The organism is uncultured Parabacteroides sp. (genome assembly GCF_902493135.1).
Classification (GTDB): domain Bacteria; phylum Bacteroidota; class Bacteroidia; order Bacteroidales; family Tannerellaceae; genus Parabacteroides.
On sequence record NZ_CABUOD010000028.1, the window covers coordinates 1 to 15,682 of the forward strand.

Genomic DNA, 15,682 nt, shown 5'->3' on the forward strand with positions numbered 1-15,682 from the left:
TGTAATCCGCGTAATCCGTGCCTTAAAGATCGTGATAAAGGAGTTTTGACACACCGCCAGGAAAGCTATGCTTCGGACTCCCTAACCCATAGCCTTAGCCACCCTAAAGCAATGGGTTACGGTTCGCCGAGCGCCCCGACGATCTCCCGTACCTGGGCAGGGGTGTAGGAACGCGAGCCGGGCAGCTTGCCAAGCTCGGCAAGGCGGGCGGCGAGGCCGGGGTAATGGTCGATCCACCCCACCAGCTTCCGGTAGGCGGCCTTGGGGGTCAGGCAGGGGTTGTAAAGTTGCGCCAGCTCCGTACGGCCGTAACTGCGGATGCGGAAATCAGTCTGTTTTTCCATGTCTTCCTTGTTTGATTTATTCCTACGAATATACGAAAAAACAATGAATTACAAGCTGTTTCAGGTGATAAAAAATATAACACGCACCTTTCGCACCCCGTTTTTGCCCTATAATGCGCACCTTTCCGACAGAACTCCCCGTAACTCCCCTTTACGCGCAAAGGCGCCTGCCGGGGGTGCTATCTTTGTTGTACCGGAAAGGGAAGAAAGGCAGGGCAGCTTCCCGGAACGGTAATCGGTTTCTTTATTATCCACTTTAAAATCAAACAAACATGATTCGTTACAAGAAGTATCAGAACCAGACCAAGTCCACCCCGCTCAGCGGCAAGTGGCTGGCAAGGGCGGTGGCGGACGAGACGCTCGACACGCGTGCCTTGGCCGAACACATGGCCAAGCACAACACGCCGTATTCGCAAGGCGCGATCCACGGGGTCCTCAAGGACATGACCTCCTGCATCAAGGAGTTGCTGCTCGACGGCAAGAACGTGAAGCTGGACGACCTGGCCATCTTCGGCGTGGGGATCCGCGGGAAACCTGCCGAAACGTCGAAAGACTGGTCGGTCACGACCCACGTGGTCGGGCTGCGCCTCAAATGCCGCGCCACGGGGACACTCGCCATCAACCAGCTGAAACTCGAAGCGCAGCTAAAGGAGCTTTCGCCCTACGACGTCGAGGGTGAAAATACCGGCGGTGGCGGCGAGGAGGAACGGCCGGGGGAACTGTAGGGAATTAAAAATTAATAATTAAAAATTAAAAAATTAAAGATTGTAAATTGTTATGGAAGAAAAGAACGAAAAAAAGTCTGTCTGGGGAGTCATCCTCAAAGTGATCATCGTCGTGGCTACGGCCATCGGTAGCGCCTTTGGCGTCACGGCTTGCATATAGGGACAGGGAGAGCCGCACATGAGACGCATCACGCTATTCATCATCCATTGCAGCGCCACGCGCTGCGGGCAGCCCTACTCGTTCGAGGATTGCCGCCGGGACCATATCAATGGCCGGCATTTCCGCGACATCGGCTACCACTACTACATCACACGCGACGGCCGGGTTCATCCCGGCCGGCCGCTCTCCCTGGAAGGGGCGCATTGCTTCGGCCACAACCGCCACAGCATCGGCATCTGCTACGAAGGGGGACTGGACGGCGACGGGCGCCCGGCAGACACCCGCACACCGGCCCAAAAGGCTTCCTTGGCAGAGCTGTTGCAAGGTTTGAGACAGCAATTCCCGGCAGCCCTCACCGTGGGACACCGCGATCTGAACCCTCAAAAGGCCTGCCCTTCATTCGACGCGGCGAAGGAATACAAAAAAGACGCACCCCGTGGGAGGCCCTGAAGCCTCCGCGGGAGTGCGTCTCGTTTACGCTGTTATTGTTGTTATGCGCGTTTTCTCACGTCATTTTCCGGCCGGAACTTCTTCACCGACTTTCAACGGGGTGATGTTGTTCTCGGCACCCGGATAGCCGATGTTCTGGTTGATAACGCCACCGGTGTTAGTCGTGATCGCATTATACGGTACAGGCCATAACACGTGATGGACGCTGATACGGTACTTTCCGTTTGCGACCTCGGTCCCATCACGGAAGAAGTTGTTGACCTTCATCAGCCAGTCGTACCAGAAATTATAACCGGTCGCTTTCACGTTTGCACCTGTTCCACCAGGACCGGAGAAGTTATCCAGCTTGTAGACACAACCGCCGAACACCTCACAAGGTTTACCTGTCTTAGCATACGTATAGGCGATACGGACCAACTCAACATGGCGGTTCTCTTCGTAGTACAATTCGCGGGCACGTTCAGCCAATACCGCACCGATATTGATTTCCGAAGCCGTCAACGGTTCGGCACCGGCACGTTTGCGGACCACGTTCAACATGTCGGCAGCTTCCTGCGCCTGACCTTTCCAATAGTAGCATTCGCCCATCAACAAGTAAACTTCCGCCGAGCGATAGATATACCACGGAGTTTCACCTCCGCTACGGTCCGTCTGTTTCGAAGGATCGGGAACGAACAATTTGTAATGAGGCCATGAGAACCAGCAACGTACGGAGTCGGATACACTCATATTGACCGGACGGACCAAGTGCTTGCCATACCATTCGGATTTGCCTTTCAGCCCCGGATCGTTATAGTACAAATCCGTCATGCGACGCCAGCTCCCCGGCGCGTTCGGGCTTCGGAGGTCATTCTTCTCCTTTTCGCCCCAAATGTCGAATTGCAGGAAATTGTTGGCACGGCAGGAACCGATACCACGACCGACATTGAAGTCATTGTCGATCTCCGTCCCCTTGTCGGCCGCCGCAGGTGAAATGGCCGTACCGGTCTTCCCGTCGGGAGTGACGATCGCCGCGCCTTTCGCCCAGTAAGGAGTAGCATTACGCATGGTTTGTATCCTGTCGCGGCCTTCCACGTCCGGATAGGAAACGACATACATCAGTCCTTCGGTGTTCGACATGTCCATCTTGGCCTCCACACTGTGCAAATCGTGCATCAAATTCGTGTTCGGCTTCGTCTGGTTAGTCGTGAAGCGAGCGGTCATCAACGGATGGTTTGCCACGATCTCCTTGCCGACTTCGATAGCCCGGTCAAATTCGCCCAAGCACATAGAGACTTTCATCAGCAAGACACCGCAAGCGGCTTTGGATGTTCTTCCGCGGTCTACTTTTTCGGGAACCCATTGATAAGCGAATTCCAGGTCTTTTTTCAGTTGTTCCAGAATACTCCAGCGGTCATACGAATAGAAGTCCAGTTTCGGCCCCGTATATTCCCTGTCCAGAAACGGCACATTCCCGAACTGATGGGTCAGCTTGTAATAACGATAGGCTCTCTGGAAATAGGCCGTACCCAAAACGGCATTGCGTTCCGCTTCATCCTTATACGTACCGGCGTCGATACGGGAAAGGACGACATTGGCATACTTGATTCCCTTGAAACCTTCGTCCCAATACCATCCCATTTTGTTCTTGGCATCGTTTCTTACTTGGGTCGGAAGCATATAGTTGTCAAAATCGACCAAAGCGCCACTTTCGTCGGTCTTTCCGTTCACGGCCACATCCGAAGTGAAATACTCGGTCATAATAGGCGCCTGGTCATTAAAAAACTCATGGCGCATGTTACGCTCACATGCCACGATGGCAGAATACATACCTTCGGCATCCACGTATGTATTTTCAGGTGTATAAAAAGAAAGGGGTTTCGGTTCCAGCCAACTTTCGCTGCAACCGGTCGTCAACAATGGAAGCAAAGCCAACGCCCCTATGATATATTTTTGTTTGTTATTCATATTTCTTTCGTCTTATTAAAGGGTGAAATTAACACTGATGTTATAGGATCTCATGCCATAAGCGCCGTCGTCACGATTCTTTTTCGTAGCTTCGACATCAAAGTAGTCCCAACCCGTTATCGTGAACGGATTGCGTGCAGAGAGTGAAACACGCATATTCTCCACTTTGAATTTCTTCAGGAAATCCTTGGGCACTCCATAAGACAACGTGATGTTGTCCATACGGATAAACGTTTTTTTCTTATAATAGTCGGCAAAACGGTAAGAACCGATACGTCCGTAGTCATTCAACGGATTTTCAGGAGTCCAGCGAGGTTGGTCATAAGTGGTGAAACGATCGAACATCCCTCCGCTATTGGATGCAAGATTGTAATAATCATAATGGCCGACATCGGAATACATCATGAAAGACAAACTGAAATCCTTGTAAATAAACTCATTTCTCCAAGACCAGAAGAAACGGGGAGTCATATATCCCTGGAACGTCCGGTCATCATCATCCAGCACACCATTGCCATCCTGGTCTATGAAACGGAAGTCACCAGGCTTGCAACCATACTTGGCTGCTTCTTCCTCTTGTCCCAGTTGCCATACGCCTCCGAATTCATAATCCCAGATCTGGTCGGGGTCATGGCCGATGAACCACTTGTTTTTAGGATCGTCTTTTTCTTTCTGGCCGATCACATTGCCGTTTTCGTCCAGGATGTCCTCCATGTCTCCATACAGGCTTTTCAGTTTTCGGCGGTTGAAAGAGAAACTTGCGGAAGAGGTCCATGTGAAGTCGTTCGTACGGATGATATCGCCATTCAACGACAACTCGAATCCCTTGTTAGCCAATTTACCCAAATTGGCCTTTACGTCCGAAAAGCCCAAGATGGAAGGCAAGGCACGGTTTACCAACAAATCGGTCGTCTCGGTCAGGTAGGTTTCCATAGTTCCCCTCAGACGGTCGTTAAACAAAGAAAAGTCCAGACCGATGTTATAAGAACCGGTACGCTCCCATTTCAAATTCGTGTTGGCCATGCGGTTCACGTAAATCTGGGAAGTCAAATAAATGTTCCCGTTCTGTCCGATATAAGGATGCAGACTGGAGTTCAAGCTGGCCAAAGCATCATATTGGCCGATGTCGCGGTTACCGTTCTGTCCCCAAGAGAGACGCAGTTTACCGTAGTTCAACCAAGAGCCGGCCGGCTCCATGAATTTCTCGGAGGTAAAGACCCATCCTAAAGCGACAGCGGGGAAAGTCGCACGCGGGTTCATCTGTCCGAAAGCGGAATAACCGTCACGGCGTACGGATGCCGTCAACATATATTTGTCTTTGTATGAATAGAACAAACGTCCCATCAGGGCATCTCCCGTCTTATAGGTGTCATCGCTGGAGACAACGGGCACGGTTCCTGCCGCGATATTATGAAAGCCTAAAACATCGCTCGGAGTAAATTGAGACGACTTGGCTACGGTCTTCCAATACTGTCCCTTTTCCGCATTCTGCAAGAAAGTTGCTTCGAAGCGATGGCCATCTCCGAATTCTTTTTTCCAACGGACGATATTATCAATCAGCCAATTGAATGTTTTTTCCGTACGTCGTTCGGACTTACCACCTTCGCCGGCCCATTCCGGATGCTGAGAAGATTCGTGGTTATAGTATTCGTACCACTTGTAATAGGGGTTGAAATTCATCTGATATTCAAATCCGAACGGAAGTTTGACAATGGCATAAATATTGGCATTCAATTTATGTTCCATATCTTTGCGATCCCGATACAGATTATCGAAAAACGGGTTTTTCGTATTATTGTCTCCAGAAGGATACATTCTGTACGGACTATCCAGATCATCGATATCATTCGTCGTGTAAGGAGAATTATTCATACGCTGTCCGACATCGGCAGACATGGCCCCCCTGTCTTTCGTTCCGAAAGAAGAATTCAAACCAATAGTCAGGAAATCAGTTACTTTAGATTCCAAATTCAACCGTGTACGGAATGTTTTGAAACGATCACCCGTTTTGACACCTTCGCGGTCGGCATACCCCATAGACCAGAAATAAGACAGGTTGTCCGTACGGTTGGAGATGCTGGCCGTGTAATCTTGTTGGAAACCGGTCTGGAAGACAAGATCGGTCCAGTCCGTCTCAATCCCGTTCAAATAGTTTTGAATTTCAATGTTTTTAAAGTTCAGACGCCCCAGCCAGGTTGTCAACATCTGCTCTTCCGACGGCAAAGCCGTAGCGGGAGTTGCCTGGTCGTAATTGAACCAAGTCAACGGGTCGACTCCTAAGTTACCCAACGTACGAGGATCGTTGTACATGCCTTTTTTAGCAACCAATTCATCTTTTGTCAGCAAACCTTCGGAATATTCCTGACGGAACTTGACAAAACCAGCCCCGTCTACAACCTTCGGTACCGAATTGGCTTGCACCCATCCCATATTGGCATTGAAATTGACAACAGGCTTACCGGACTTTCCTTTCTTAGTAGTGATGGCAATCACACCGTTGGCAGCTTTCGCACCATATACGGCCACGGAACTGGCATCCTTCAAAACATCGATGGATTGGACATCCATAGGATTGATATCCGACAAGTCACCGTTAAAGATCACACCATCCAACACATACAAAGGTGAAGATCCTGCACTTAACGTGTTTTTACCACGAATCTGAACAGTAGTCGAACCGTCGGCGTTTGCAGATGCACCGATCGAAACGCCAGGAGCATTCGCACGAAGCAAGTCCTGGACGGAACGAGGGGTTTCCTTTTCTAAATTCTCCGCTTTTACAGTCGAGATCGCCCCCGTCAAGTCTTTCTTCTTGGCCGTGCCGTAACCGATCACAACCACTTCTTCCAGCTCTTCCGTGTCTTCTTTCATCGTCACGTTGAGCGTTTTCTGATTTCCGACCGGAATCTCCTGGGAGATATAACCGATATAAGAGAACACAAGGATGGTCTTGCCTCCTTTTACAGAAACACTGTATTTCCCATCCACATCCGTGATGGAACCATTGGTCGTCCCCTTTTCCATCACATTCACACCAATCAGAGGTTCACCCGACTGGTCTTTTACGACACCGGTGATTATCACATTCTGAGCAAAAGACTGGGTAACAAACAGCCCTAACAGAATTGAGATCAAACCGAATCGTAGCAAAAAATTCAATTTACACTTTTGCATTTTGATTTAGGTAATATATTAGACATAAAAAATCACAACAAAACATGATCATCAAGGCATTAAATGCCAAAAGGAAACCAAACTGAAATTTTCGAGAATAAAAACAAAGACATCATGATATTACATTTAATTCATACCGTAGTCCTTGGGGAACTGTGGTATTTGTTAGATAAAAAAATTAACACTCACTCTATTTTTTTGTTTTTGTGGCCGCAAACATACGCACTTTTTCTAATAATTGCAAATTATAGATTTTTATTTGAACAAAAAAAAGATTTATCTGACCACAGTTCCCCAAGAACTATAGAAGGATAAATGGTCGATAGCATTTTATACATTATATAAACAGTCATCTCTTCCGCATAACGGCGGATGTGAAGACTGACGTATTGTCACACTTCCTGCCACCTGAACTTTTCCAAACCGATCCTTGTTACTTTGGCATACGATTTGTAGAATAGTTAATGCAACTCGAAAGAGAAAAGCAAATACAGGAAAATAATAACAATTAAAATAGTAGAAAATTATGGGAAAAATTATCGGTATCGACTTAGGAACAACCAATTCTTGTGTTGCCGTACTCGAAGGCAACGAACCGGTTGTAATTGCAAACAGTGAAGGTAAAAGAACAACACCTTCAATCGTTGCTTTTATTGAAGGCGGCGAACGAAAGGTCGGTGACCCTGCAAAACGTCAGGCTATCACAAACCCGGAAAAAACAATATTTTCTATCAAACGTTTCATGGGTGAAACCTATGATCAGGTTCAAAAAGAAATCAGTCGAGTGCCTTATAAGGTGGTGCGTGGTGACAACAATACACCGCGTGTCGACATTGAGGGACGCCTCTATACTCCCCAGGAAATTTCGGCTATGGTGCTTCAGAAGATGAAGAAAACGGCTGAAGACTACTTAGGACAGGAAGTGACGGAAGCCGTCATCACCGTTCCGGCATACTTTAGCGACGCACAGCGACAGGCTACTAAGGAAGCCGGTGAAATCGCAGGCTTGAACGTCCGCCGTATCGTAAACGAACCGACTGCCGCTTCTTTGGCTTACGGTCTGGACAAGACGAACAAAGACATGAAGATCGCCGTATTCGACTTGGGTGGCGGTACATTCGATATCTCTATACTGGAACTGGGTGACGGTGTGTTTGAAGTGAAATCGACAAACGGTGATACTCACTTGGGTGGCGATGACTTCGACCATGTGATCATCGACTGGTTGGCAGAAGAATTCCTGCGCGAAGAAGGCGTCGACCTGCGCAAGGACCCGATGGCTTTGCAACGTTTGAAAGAAGCTGCCGAAAAAGCCAAGATCGAATTGTCAAGCACGACAAGCACGGAAATCAACCTGCCGTATATCATGCCGGTAAACGGTGTTCCCAAGCACTTGGTCAAGACACTGACACGTGCTAAATTCGAACAGCTGGCAGACAGCCTGATCCAGGCTTGCGTCGAACCGTGCCGTCAGGCTTTGAAAGATGCCGGCCTGAGCACTTCCGACATCGACGAAGTCATCCTGGTAGGTGGTTCGACACGTATTCCGGCCGTACAGGCTATCGTTGAGAAATTCTTCGGCAAGGCTCCGTCCAAAGGCGTCAATCCGGACGAAGTGGTAGCTGTAGGTGCCGCTATCCAGGGGGGTGTATTGACAGGCGAAGTAAAAGACGTTCTGCTGCTCGATGTGACCCCGTTGTCATTAGGTATCGAAACCATGGGTGGCGTAATGACCAAACTGATCGAGGCCAATACGACTATTCCGACCAAGAAGTCCGAAACATTTACAACTGCCGTTGACAACCAGCCTTCTGTAGAAATCCACGTATTGCAGGGCGAACGTTCACTGGCTAAAGACAACAAATCGATCGGCCGCTTCCACCTCGACGGAATTCCTGCCGCACAGCGTGGCGTTCCTCAGATCGAAGTCACTTTCGATATCGATGCAAACGGTATCCTCAACGTATCAGCCAAAGATAAGGGCACAGGCAAAGTACAGAGTATCCGTATCGAAGCTTCCAGCGGTTTGAGCGACGACGAAGTAAAACGCATGAAAGAAGAAGCTCAGGCAAACGCCGAAGCCGATAAGAAGGAAAAAGAACGTATCGACAAACTGAACCAGGCCGACAGCATGATCTTCCAGACGGAAAAACAGTTGAAAGATCTGGGCGACAAACTTCCGGCCGACAAGAAGGCTCCTATCGAAACAGCCCTGAACAAGCTGAAAGAAGCCCACAAGGCCCAGGATATCGCCGGCATCGATGCCGCCACGGCCGAACTGAACACCGTATTCCAGGCTGCAAGCCAGGAAATGTACAACGCCCAGAACGCCCAGGGTGGCGCACAACCGGGTCCCGACTTCGGCCAACAAGCCGGAAGCAACGCCGGAAACAGCAACAAGCAGGATGGCGGTGTGACGGATGTTGATTTTGAGGAAGTGAAGTAAACATATTTTTCACATAATACAAAAAGCGATTGCCGGGCATAACCGACAATCGCTTTTTTGTGTTCAAATCCGAAATCCTATCAGGGAAATATCACTTGATCTCAAACGCATCCGCATCTTTCCATGCCGGGAACTTAGCCCTCAGGTCTTCCAGGTCTGCGCGGGTAAGCGTACAGGTACGGGTAACTTCCTCACGTTTGCCGGCATCCGCCAGCTTTTTGCCTTTCGGAGAGAAGATCATGGAATCGCCCCGGTACACAAAACCCTTGCCGTCGATTCCTACCCGGTTCACCCCGCAGACATACGCCATATTCTCCATAGCACGTGCCTGAAGCAGAGTTTTCCAAACTTTCTTACGTGCCTCAGGCCAGTTGGCGACATAGATCAGCAGGTCGTATCCGTTGTTCACGTTCCGGCTCCAAACCGGGAAGCGAAGATCATAGCAAACTTGCAAACAGATATTCCAATCCTTATACCGTACAATGGTCTGTTTATCCCCGGCAGTGAAATGCCGGTCTTCGCCTGCCATCCGGAATAAATGACGCTTGTCATACAAATAAGTTTCACCTTCAGGAGTTATGAAGAAAGCGCGGTTAAAATATTTCCCGTCTTCTTTTGCAATAAAACTCCCTGCCACGGCGAGTTTATACTTCTTCGCCCACCCTTTTACAGTGGGGATGGTCGGCCCGTCCATCGTGTCGGCCAGTTTTTCAACTTCCATAGAGAAACCCGTCGTAAACGTTTCCGGCAAAACGGCTATATCCGTCTTACCGCTGACCCGCCGAAGCAATTCACCATAATAACCCAGGTTTTCATCTCTGTCCTCCCAGATAATATGGGACTGGACCATACTGATACGCAAATTGTCTGCCATAATATTAAATTTGAACAAAGTTTTCCGGATGACAAGCTGTCACTCCTCTATAATGCTCACGGATCTCACGGATATCTTTATCCGCATCACCCGTAGGATAGAATATTCCTTTGAAACCGGCTTCTTTCTTTTTATAGTCGAAATAAGCCATCAGGATAGGCACGTCGGCTTTTTGCGCGATATAGTAAAACCCCTTCTTCCAGTCATTCACCCGTTTGCGCGTACCTTCGGGAGTCACGGCCAACTGAAATTCTTTCCGCCGGTTAAACTGGTCCACCATCTGGTCCGTCACCGAGGTCCGTTTATGACGGTCCACAGGCACGCCGCCCAACCAGTTAAACAACAGGTTGAACGGGAAAAAGAACCATTCCTTTTTAATCAGGAAACTGGCATTACGTCCGATCGAGGTATAAAACAACTTTCCTACGATAAAATCCCAGTTACTGGTATGCGGAGCTACGCATATCACACATTTAGGCACATCCTCGACCACCGGTCCCAGTTTCCAGCCGGCCAGGCGAAGAAGCGCCTTACTAATAGCTTTCTTCATTCTTTACTTCCTATTTGCTCAACTCTCCGATTTCAGTTGCTATTGCGTTTATTTCCGTTTGCAGGTCCGCCCGCAATTTACAATAGTATTCTTTCACCCGTTTTTTGTTTTCTTTTCCGTCAGGACGGTTGGCACGACGAACAAATTCGTCCTGCATATCGAGTATTCTCGCCATCACCACATCAGCCTTCTCAGGATCGACACCCGGGAGATACAGTTTACAAAACAATGCTTCCGAAAACAAATCACCAGCCACATAGCTGATGTCTTTCTTTAAAATTCTTCTTTTAGCCATAGTTGTTTACATTAAAATATCCACAAATCTACATAATTCATTCATTAAACAAGCCCTATAGTTGAAAAAAAGACAAAAATTCGTATCTTTGCCCCCTCAAAATATCTGATTATAAACAAAATCGTTTATGGATAATATAACAACAACGCCAGAATATCTTTTCGAGAGCAGTTGGGAAGTATGTAACAAAGTAGGCGGCATCTATACCGTCCTTTCAACGAAAGCGCATACGTTACAACAGTTATTTAAAGATAAATTAATCTTTATAGGGCCCGATGTGTGGGCTAACACAAACGCTCCCGACTTTATTGAAGATGATGTTCTGTTTGCTGACTGGAGAACTTATACGGAGACCACAGAAAACCTGAAAGTAAAAGTAGGTCGCTGGAATGTTCCGGGGACACCGCCTGTAATCTTGGTAGATTTTAAACCTTTCTTCAAAGAAAGAGATTCTTTTTTCTACTCGATGTGGGAAAGTTTCCGCGTAGACTCGATTCATGCATACGGCGACTACGACGAATCCTGTATCTTCGCTTACGCAGTAGGCAAAGTCATCGAAAGTTTTTATCATTTCTACAAACTGGAGAACAAAAAGGTTGCCGCCCTGTTCAACGAATGGATGTTGGGAATGGGTGCGCTTTACATCCGAAAGCAAATCCCGGCCATCGCAACGCTCTTCACGACACATGCCACTTCCATCGGACGTTCTATCGCCGGAAACAACAAAGCCCTGTATGCATATATGGACGGTTATAACGGCGACCAGATGGCAAAAGAGCTGAATATGGAAGCGAAACATTCGTTGGAAAAACAGACTGCCTTGCATGTAGACTGCTTTACGACGGTGAGCGACATCACAGCACGCGAGTGCGGACAGTTGCTGGACAAAGCACCGGACATCGTCACGCCGAACGGCTTCGAGCCCAACTTCGTCCCGGCCAAAAAGGAATACGACAAGAAACGTACGGCAGCCCGCCGCGACCTGCTCAACGTCGCTGAGAAACTGCTCGGATGCCCCATCTCGCCGGATGCATTTCTGGTTTCTACCAGCGGCCGTTACGAATACCGCAACAAGGGTATCGATGTCTTTATCGAAGCGATGAACCGGGTACGCACATCCGGCAGGCTCCAGCGCGAAGTCGTCGCCTTCATCATGGTACCGGCCTGGGTACGCGATGCACGCGCAGACCTGAAAGAAGTCATCGACAAGAATATCCGCACCGCCTCTCCCATGCAAATGCCGTTCGTCACGCATTGGCTGAACCTGATGGAGCAGGACAAAGTGCTGAACTATATCTCCCACTCCGGTTTCACCAATTCGGCAACCGACAAGCTGAAAATCATTTTCGTTCCCTGCTACCTGGACGGACGCGACGGCATCCTCGACAAACCCTACTACGATCTGCTGATCGGCATGGATGCAACCGTCTATCCTTCTTACTACGAACCCTGGGGATACACTCCGCTGGAGAGTATCGCATTCGGGATCCCGACCATTACCACCGATCTTGCCGGTTTCGGTCTATGGGCGAAGAAGCATGTGACAGGCAACAATATCGGCGAAGGCGTAGCCGTCGTGAACCGCGACGATTTTAATTATTTCGAAGTGGCAGATGCCATCACCTCCTCGATCCTGACGCTTGCCGGAAAGGACAAAAAGGAAGCGGCAGAAATCCGTAAACGCAGTTTCAACCTGGCGGCAAAAGCAGAATGGAGCAAATTCATTGTCTACTATGAAGAAGCTTTCAGGATCGCTTTAGAGCGTGCCGGCAAAAGAAATAATTAAAATACGCTCATAATTAAACAGATAATCTCTATCTTTGCAATGTTTTTAAGCAAAAAAGAGATTATACAATATTAATATAGTAATTGAAACATTTTAAACTTCACAATAATGAAAATCAAAGCGAATAACGCAAACAGCCCGATTTGGAAAGATGTTTATTCCCATTCTATGCTCCCCGAACAATTACAGCCCTTATATGAAATGGCTACAAACCTATGGTGGGTATGGAACCATGAAGGAGCCAAATTATTCGGTAAGATCGATTCTGAACTTTGGGCATCAACGGAAGGCAATCCCGTACTTCTACTTCAAAGTTTGTCCTACAAGCGTATTGAGGAAATCCTGGCTGATGACGTCCTGATGGCAGAAATCAAAGCTGTGTACTCGATATTCAAGGATTATGTAAATGTCAAACCGGATCAGACAAAACCGTCTGTTGCCTATTTCAGTATGGAGTATGGCTTGACAAACGTACTGAAAATCTATTCCGGCGGTCTGGGTGTACTGGCAGGCGACTATCTGAAAGAAGCCAGTGACAGCAACATCGACCTGACAGCTGTAGGATTCCTCTATCGCTACGGCTACTTTACTCAGTCTCTGTCTATGGACGGACAACAGATTGCCAATTACGAACCGCAAAACTTCAACGCACTGCCTCTTACACAGGTCATGCAGGCAAACGGCGAACCGATGGTATTGGAAGTCCCCTACCCCGGCCGTACCGTTTATGCGCACATCTGGAAAGTAAGCGTAGGACGCGTTCCTTTATATTTGATGGATACGGATATCCCTCAGAACAGCGAATGGGACCGTTCCATCACTCACCAACTGTATGGCGGTGACTGGGAAAACCGTATGAAGCAGGAATACCTGCTGGGTATCGGCGGTATCCTGATGCTTAACAAGTTGGGAATCAAAAAACAGATTTACCACTGCAACGAAGGACACGCCGCATTGATCAACGCACAGCGCTTGGTTGACTTCATCCAGAACGACGGCCTGTCATTCAACCAGGCTTTGGAAGTCGTACGCGCATCTGCTTTGTACACCGTCCACACACCGGTTCCGGCTGGTCACGACTACTTCGACGAAGGTCTGTTCGGTCGTTACATGGGCGAGTTCCCCGGCAAGTTAGGTATCAGCTGGCAGGAATTTATCGACATGGGACGTGAAAACCCAGGCTCCAACGAGAAATTCTCCATGAGCGTATTCGCATTGAACACTTGCCAGGAAGCAAACGGCGTAAGCTGGTTGCACGGAAAAGTATCCCAACGCATGTTCGCTCCGGTATGGAAAGGCTACTTCCCCGATGAACTGCACGTAGGATATGTCACCAACGGCGTGCACATGCCGACTTGGGCTTCAACCGAATGGAAACGTTTCTTTGCTGAAAACTTCAATAAGAAATTCTTCAAGGACCAGTCGAACAAGTTATATTGGGAAGCCATCCAAAACGTTGCGGACGAAGATATCTGGTCTATCCGCAAGACACTGAAGAACAAACTGATCACATATATCAAGAACCAGTACAAGACAAACTGGCTGAAGAACCAGGGAGATCCTGCAAAGGTTGTTTCCATCCTGGACAAGATCAACCCGAACGCCCTGCTGATCGGTTTCGGTCGCCGTTTCGCTACTTACAAACGTGCCCACTTGCTGTTCACTGACTTGGATCGTTTGGCTAAAATCGTAAACAACGAACAATACCCGATCCAGTTCGTATTCACCGGTAAAGCCCACCCGGCCGATGGTGGCGGACAAGGATTGATCAAACACATTGTCGAAATCTCCCGCCGTCCGGAATTCTTAGGTAAGATCATCTTCCTGGAAAACTACGATATGCGTCTGGCCCGCCACCTGATCGCAGGTGTCGATGTTTGGTTGAACACTCCGACCCGTCCTCTGGAAGCATCCGGCACATCCGGTGAAAAAGCGGAAATGAACGGTGTTCTGAACTTCTCCGTATTGGATGGATGGTGGTACGAAGGTTACAAACCGGGCGCCGGTTGGGCATTGACCGACAAACGCACGTACGAGAACCAGCAATACCAGGATCAGTTGGATGCCGCTACAATCTACCATACACTGGAAACAGAGATCATCCCGACTTATTATGCTAAAAACAGCAAGGGCTACTCTCCCGAATGGATCCAGTATATCAAGAACTCGATGTCCGAAATCGCTCCCGACTATACAATGAAACGTATGTTGGACGACTATATCGACCGCTTCTACAACAAACTGGCCACCCGTTCCGCCCACTTGCGCGAAAACGACTTTGCCGAAGCCAAAGCACTCGCTGCCTGGAAAGAAGAAGTGGCTGAACACTGGGACAGCTTCCAGGTAGAATCGTTTACAAGTTCAAAGGATCTGTCTATAGACGGTCTGGTTATCGGCAAAGATTATAAGTTCGATCTGGTTATCGACCGCCACGAACTGAAAGGAATGCTGGGTGCCGAACTGGTTGTTACAAAAGAAAATCCGGACAATCACCAGTTAGAATTAATCACGACAGAACAGTTCAAGTTAATAAAGGAAGAAGGTTCCAAACTGTTCTTCGAACTGAAAACGACTCCGAGTGAAGCCGGTCTTCACAAGATGGGCTTCCGCGTTTACCCCGTAAACAAGGAATTGCCTCACCGCATGGACTTCGCTTTCGTTCGCTGGATCCAGTTGTAATCGACACAAGCAAAACAAGTATAAAAGGTTGTTCTCTCAAAAAGGGGGACAACCTTTTGTTTTTACTACATGTCCGACTACTTCGGATTCCGCCTGCGTACTATAAGAACAGGCCAAAAGAAAAAGGGAAAAAAGATTTATTATTTATGGGGCAATATACAGCATTAGCAGCAAAAAGATAGGCACCTATTCGGCAACCGATGCCTACCTTTTCGGGGAGCGACAGGCATCTATTTTGAGTCATTCTTGTGC

12 protein-coding genes are annotated in these 15,682 nt (G+C 48.3%); 6 read left to right on the forward strand and 6 right to left on the reverse strand.

What is annotated here, in order from left to right:
• Positions 1-116: 116 nt before the first annotated feature.
• Positions 117-344, reverse strand: a complete 228-nt coding sequence (locus RDN79_RS12815; RefSeq protein ID WP_298551666.1) for a DUF4248 domain-containing protein — start codon at positions 342-344, stop codon at positions 117-119.
• A 272-nt stretch (positions 345-616) separates the two neighbouring features.
• On the opposite strand from RDN79_RS12815, the gene RDN79_RS12820 reads away from it, so the two are divergent.
• From RDN79_RS12820 to RDN79_RS12830, 3 genes are read left to right on the forward strand one after another with little or no spacing between them, the layout of a single operon-like run.
• Positions 617-1,069: a DNA-binding protein gene (locus RDN79_RS12820; RefSeq protein ID WP_298551668.1), complete on the forward strand. Its 453-nt coding sequence runs from the start codon at positions 617-619 to the stop codon at positions 1,067-1,069.
• Between the two features lie 52 nt (positions 1,070-1,121).
• Positions 1,122-1,229, forward strand: a complete 108-nt coding sequence (locus RDN79_RS12825) for a smalltalk protein (RefSeq protein ID WP_298551670.1) — start codon at positions 1,122-1,124, stop codon at positions 1,227-1,229.
• Between the two features lie 18 nt (positions 1,230-1,247).
• Positions 1,248-1,679: an N-acetylmuramoyl-L-alanine amidase gene (locus tag RDN79_RS12830; protein ID WP_298551672.1), complete on the forward strand. Its 432-nt coding sequence runs from the start codon at positions 1,248-1,250 to the stop codon at positions 1,677-1,679.
• Positions 1,680-1,739: 60 nt separating this feature from the next.
• On the opposite strand, the gene RDN79_RS12835 is transcribed toward RDN79_RS12830, so the two are convergent.
• Complete coding sequence (locus RDN79_RS12835; protein ID WP_298551674.1) at positions 1,740-3,626, reverse strand: RagB/SusD family nutrient uptake outer membrane protein; 1,887 nt, start codon at positions 3,624-3,626, stop codon at positions 1,740-1,742.
• A gap of 15 nt (positions 3,627-3,641) precedes the next feature.
• Positions 3,642-6,800 carry a TonB-dependent receptor gene (locus RDN79_RS12840; RefSeq protein ID WP_308573234.1) on the reverse strand — a complete coding sequence of 1,053 codons (3,159 nt, stop codon included), beginning with the start codon at positions 6,798-6,800 and terminating at the stop codon, positions 3,642-3,644.
• A 526-nt stretch (positions 6,801-7,326) separates the two neighbouring features.
• Here RDN79_RS12840 and dnaK point away from each other — a divergent pair.
• Complete coding sequence (dnaK, locus tag RDN79_RS12845; protein ID WP_298551678.1) at positions 7,327-9,246, forward strand: molecular chaperone DnaK; 1,920 nt, start codon at positions 7,327-7,329, stop codon at positions 9,244-9,246.
• A gap of 91 nt (positions 9,247-9,337) precedes the next feature.
• On the opposite strand, the gene RDN79_RS12850 is transcribed toward dnaK, so the two are convergent.
• Genes RDN79_RS12850 through RDN79_RS12860 form a run of 3 tightly spaced genes read right to left on the reverse strand, consistent with a single transcriptional unit; the run spans position 9,338 to position 10,965 of the window.
• Positions 9,338-10,120, reverse strand: a complete 783-nt coding sequence (locus RDN79_RS12850; RefSeq protein WP_298551680.1) for an amidohydrolase — start codon at positions 10,118-10,120, stop codon at positions 9,338-9,340.
• Between the two features lie 4 nt (positions 10,121-10,124).
• A complete protein-coding gene (locus RDN79_RS12855) occupies positions 10,125-10,670 on the reverse strand; it encodes a 1-acyl-sn-glycerol-3-phosphate acyltransferase (protein ID WP_298551682.1) in 546 nt (181 codons plus the stop codon).
• Between the two features lie 10 nt (positions 10,671-10,680).
• On the reverse strand, positions 10,681-10,965 hold the full coding sequence (locus RDN79_RS12860; RefSeq protein ID WP_298551684.1) for a hypothetical protein: 285 nt from the start codon (positions 10,963-10,965) through the stop codon (positions 10,681-10,683).
• A 127-nt stretch (positions 10,966-11,092) separates the two neighbouring features.
• Here RDN79_RS12860 and RDN79_RS12865 point away from each other — a divergent pair, with 127 nt between their 5' ends.
• Complete coding sequence (locus RDN79_RS12865) at positions 11,093-12,751, forward strand: glycosyltransferase (RefSeq protein WP_298551685.1); 1,659 nt, start codon at positions 11,093-11,095, stop codon at positions 12,749-12,751.
• Between the two features lie 108 nt (positions 12,752-12,859).
• Positions 12,860-15,430, forward strand: coding sequence for an alpha-glucan family phosphorylase (gene glgP, locus RDN79_RS12870; protein WP_298551687.1), 2,571 nt, complete (start codon positions 12,860-12,862; stop codon positions 15,428-15,430).
• Positions 15,431-15,682 lie beyond the last annotated feature (252 nt).

What these genes read in the sequence shown, in the direction of transcription:
- RDN79_RS12860 (WP_298551684.1), bottom strand. Translation starts at nt 10,965, where the DNA reads ATGGCTAAAAGAAGAATTTTAAAGAAAGACATCAGCTATGTGGCTGGT.
- glgP (WP_298551687.1), top strand. Translation starts at nt 12,860, where the DNA reads ATGAAAATCAAAGCGAATAACGCAAACAGCCCGATTTGGAAAGATGTT.
- RDN79_RS12840 (WP_308573234.1), bottom strand. Translation starts at nt 6,800, where the DNA reads ATGCAAAAGTGTAAATTGAATTTTTTGCTACGATTCGGTTTGATCTCA.
- dnaK (WP_298551678.1), top strand. Translation starts at nt 7,327, where the DNA reads ATGGGAAAAATTATCGGTATCGACTTAGGAACAACCAATTCTTGTGTT.
- RDN79_RS12850 (WP_298551680.1), bottom strand. Translation starts at nt 10,120, where the DNA reads ATGGCAGACAATTTGCGTATCAGTATGGTCCAGTCCCATATTATCTGG.
- RDN79_RS12865 (WP_298551685.1), top strand. Translation starts at nt 11,093, where the DNA reads ATGGATAATATAACAACAACGCCAGAATATCTTTTCGAGAGCAGTTGG.
- RDN79_RS12815 (WP_298551666.1), bottom strand. Translation starts at nt 344, where the DNA reads ATGGAAAAACAGACTGATTTCCGCATCCGCAGTTACGGCCGTACGGAG.
- RDN79_RS12835 (WP_298551674.1), bottom strand. Translation starts at nt 3,626, where the DNA reads ATGAATAACAAACAAAAATATATCATAGGGGCGTTGGCTTTGCTTCCA.
- RDN79_RS12830 (WP_298551672.1), top strand. Translation starts at nt 1,248, where the DNA reads ATGAGACGCATCACGCTATTCATCATCCATTGCAGCGCCACGCGCTGC.
- RDN79_RS12825 (WP_298551670.1), top strand. Translation starts at nt 1,122, where the DNA reads ATGGAAGAAAAGAACGAAAAAAAGTCTGTCTGGGGAGTCATCCTCAAA.
- RDN79_RS12855 (WP_298551682.1), bottom strand. Translation starts at nt 10,670, where the DNA reads ATGAAGAAAGCTATTAGTAAGGCGCTTCTTCGCCTGGCCGGCTGGAAA.
- RDN79_RS12820 (WP_298551668.1), top strand. Translation starts at nt 617, where the DNA reads ATGATTCGTTACAAGAAGTATCAGAACCAGACCAAGTCCACCCCGCTC.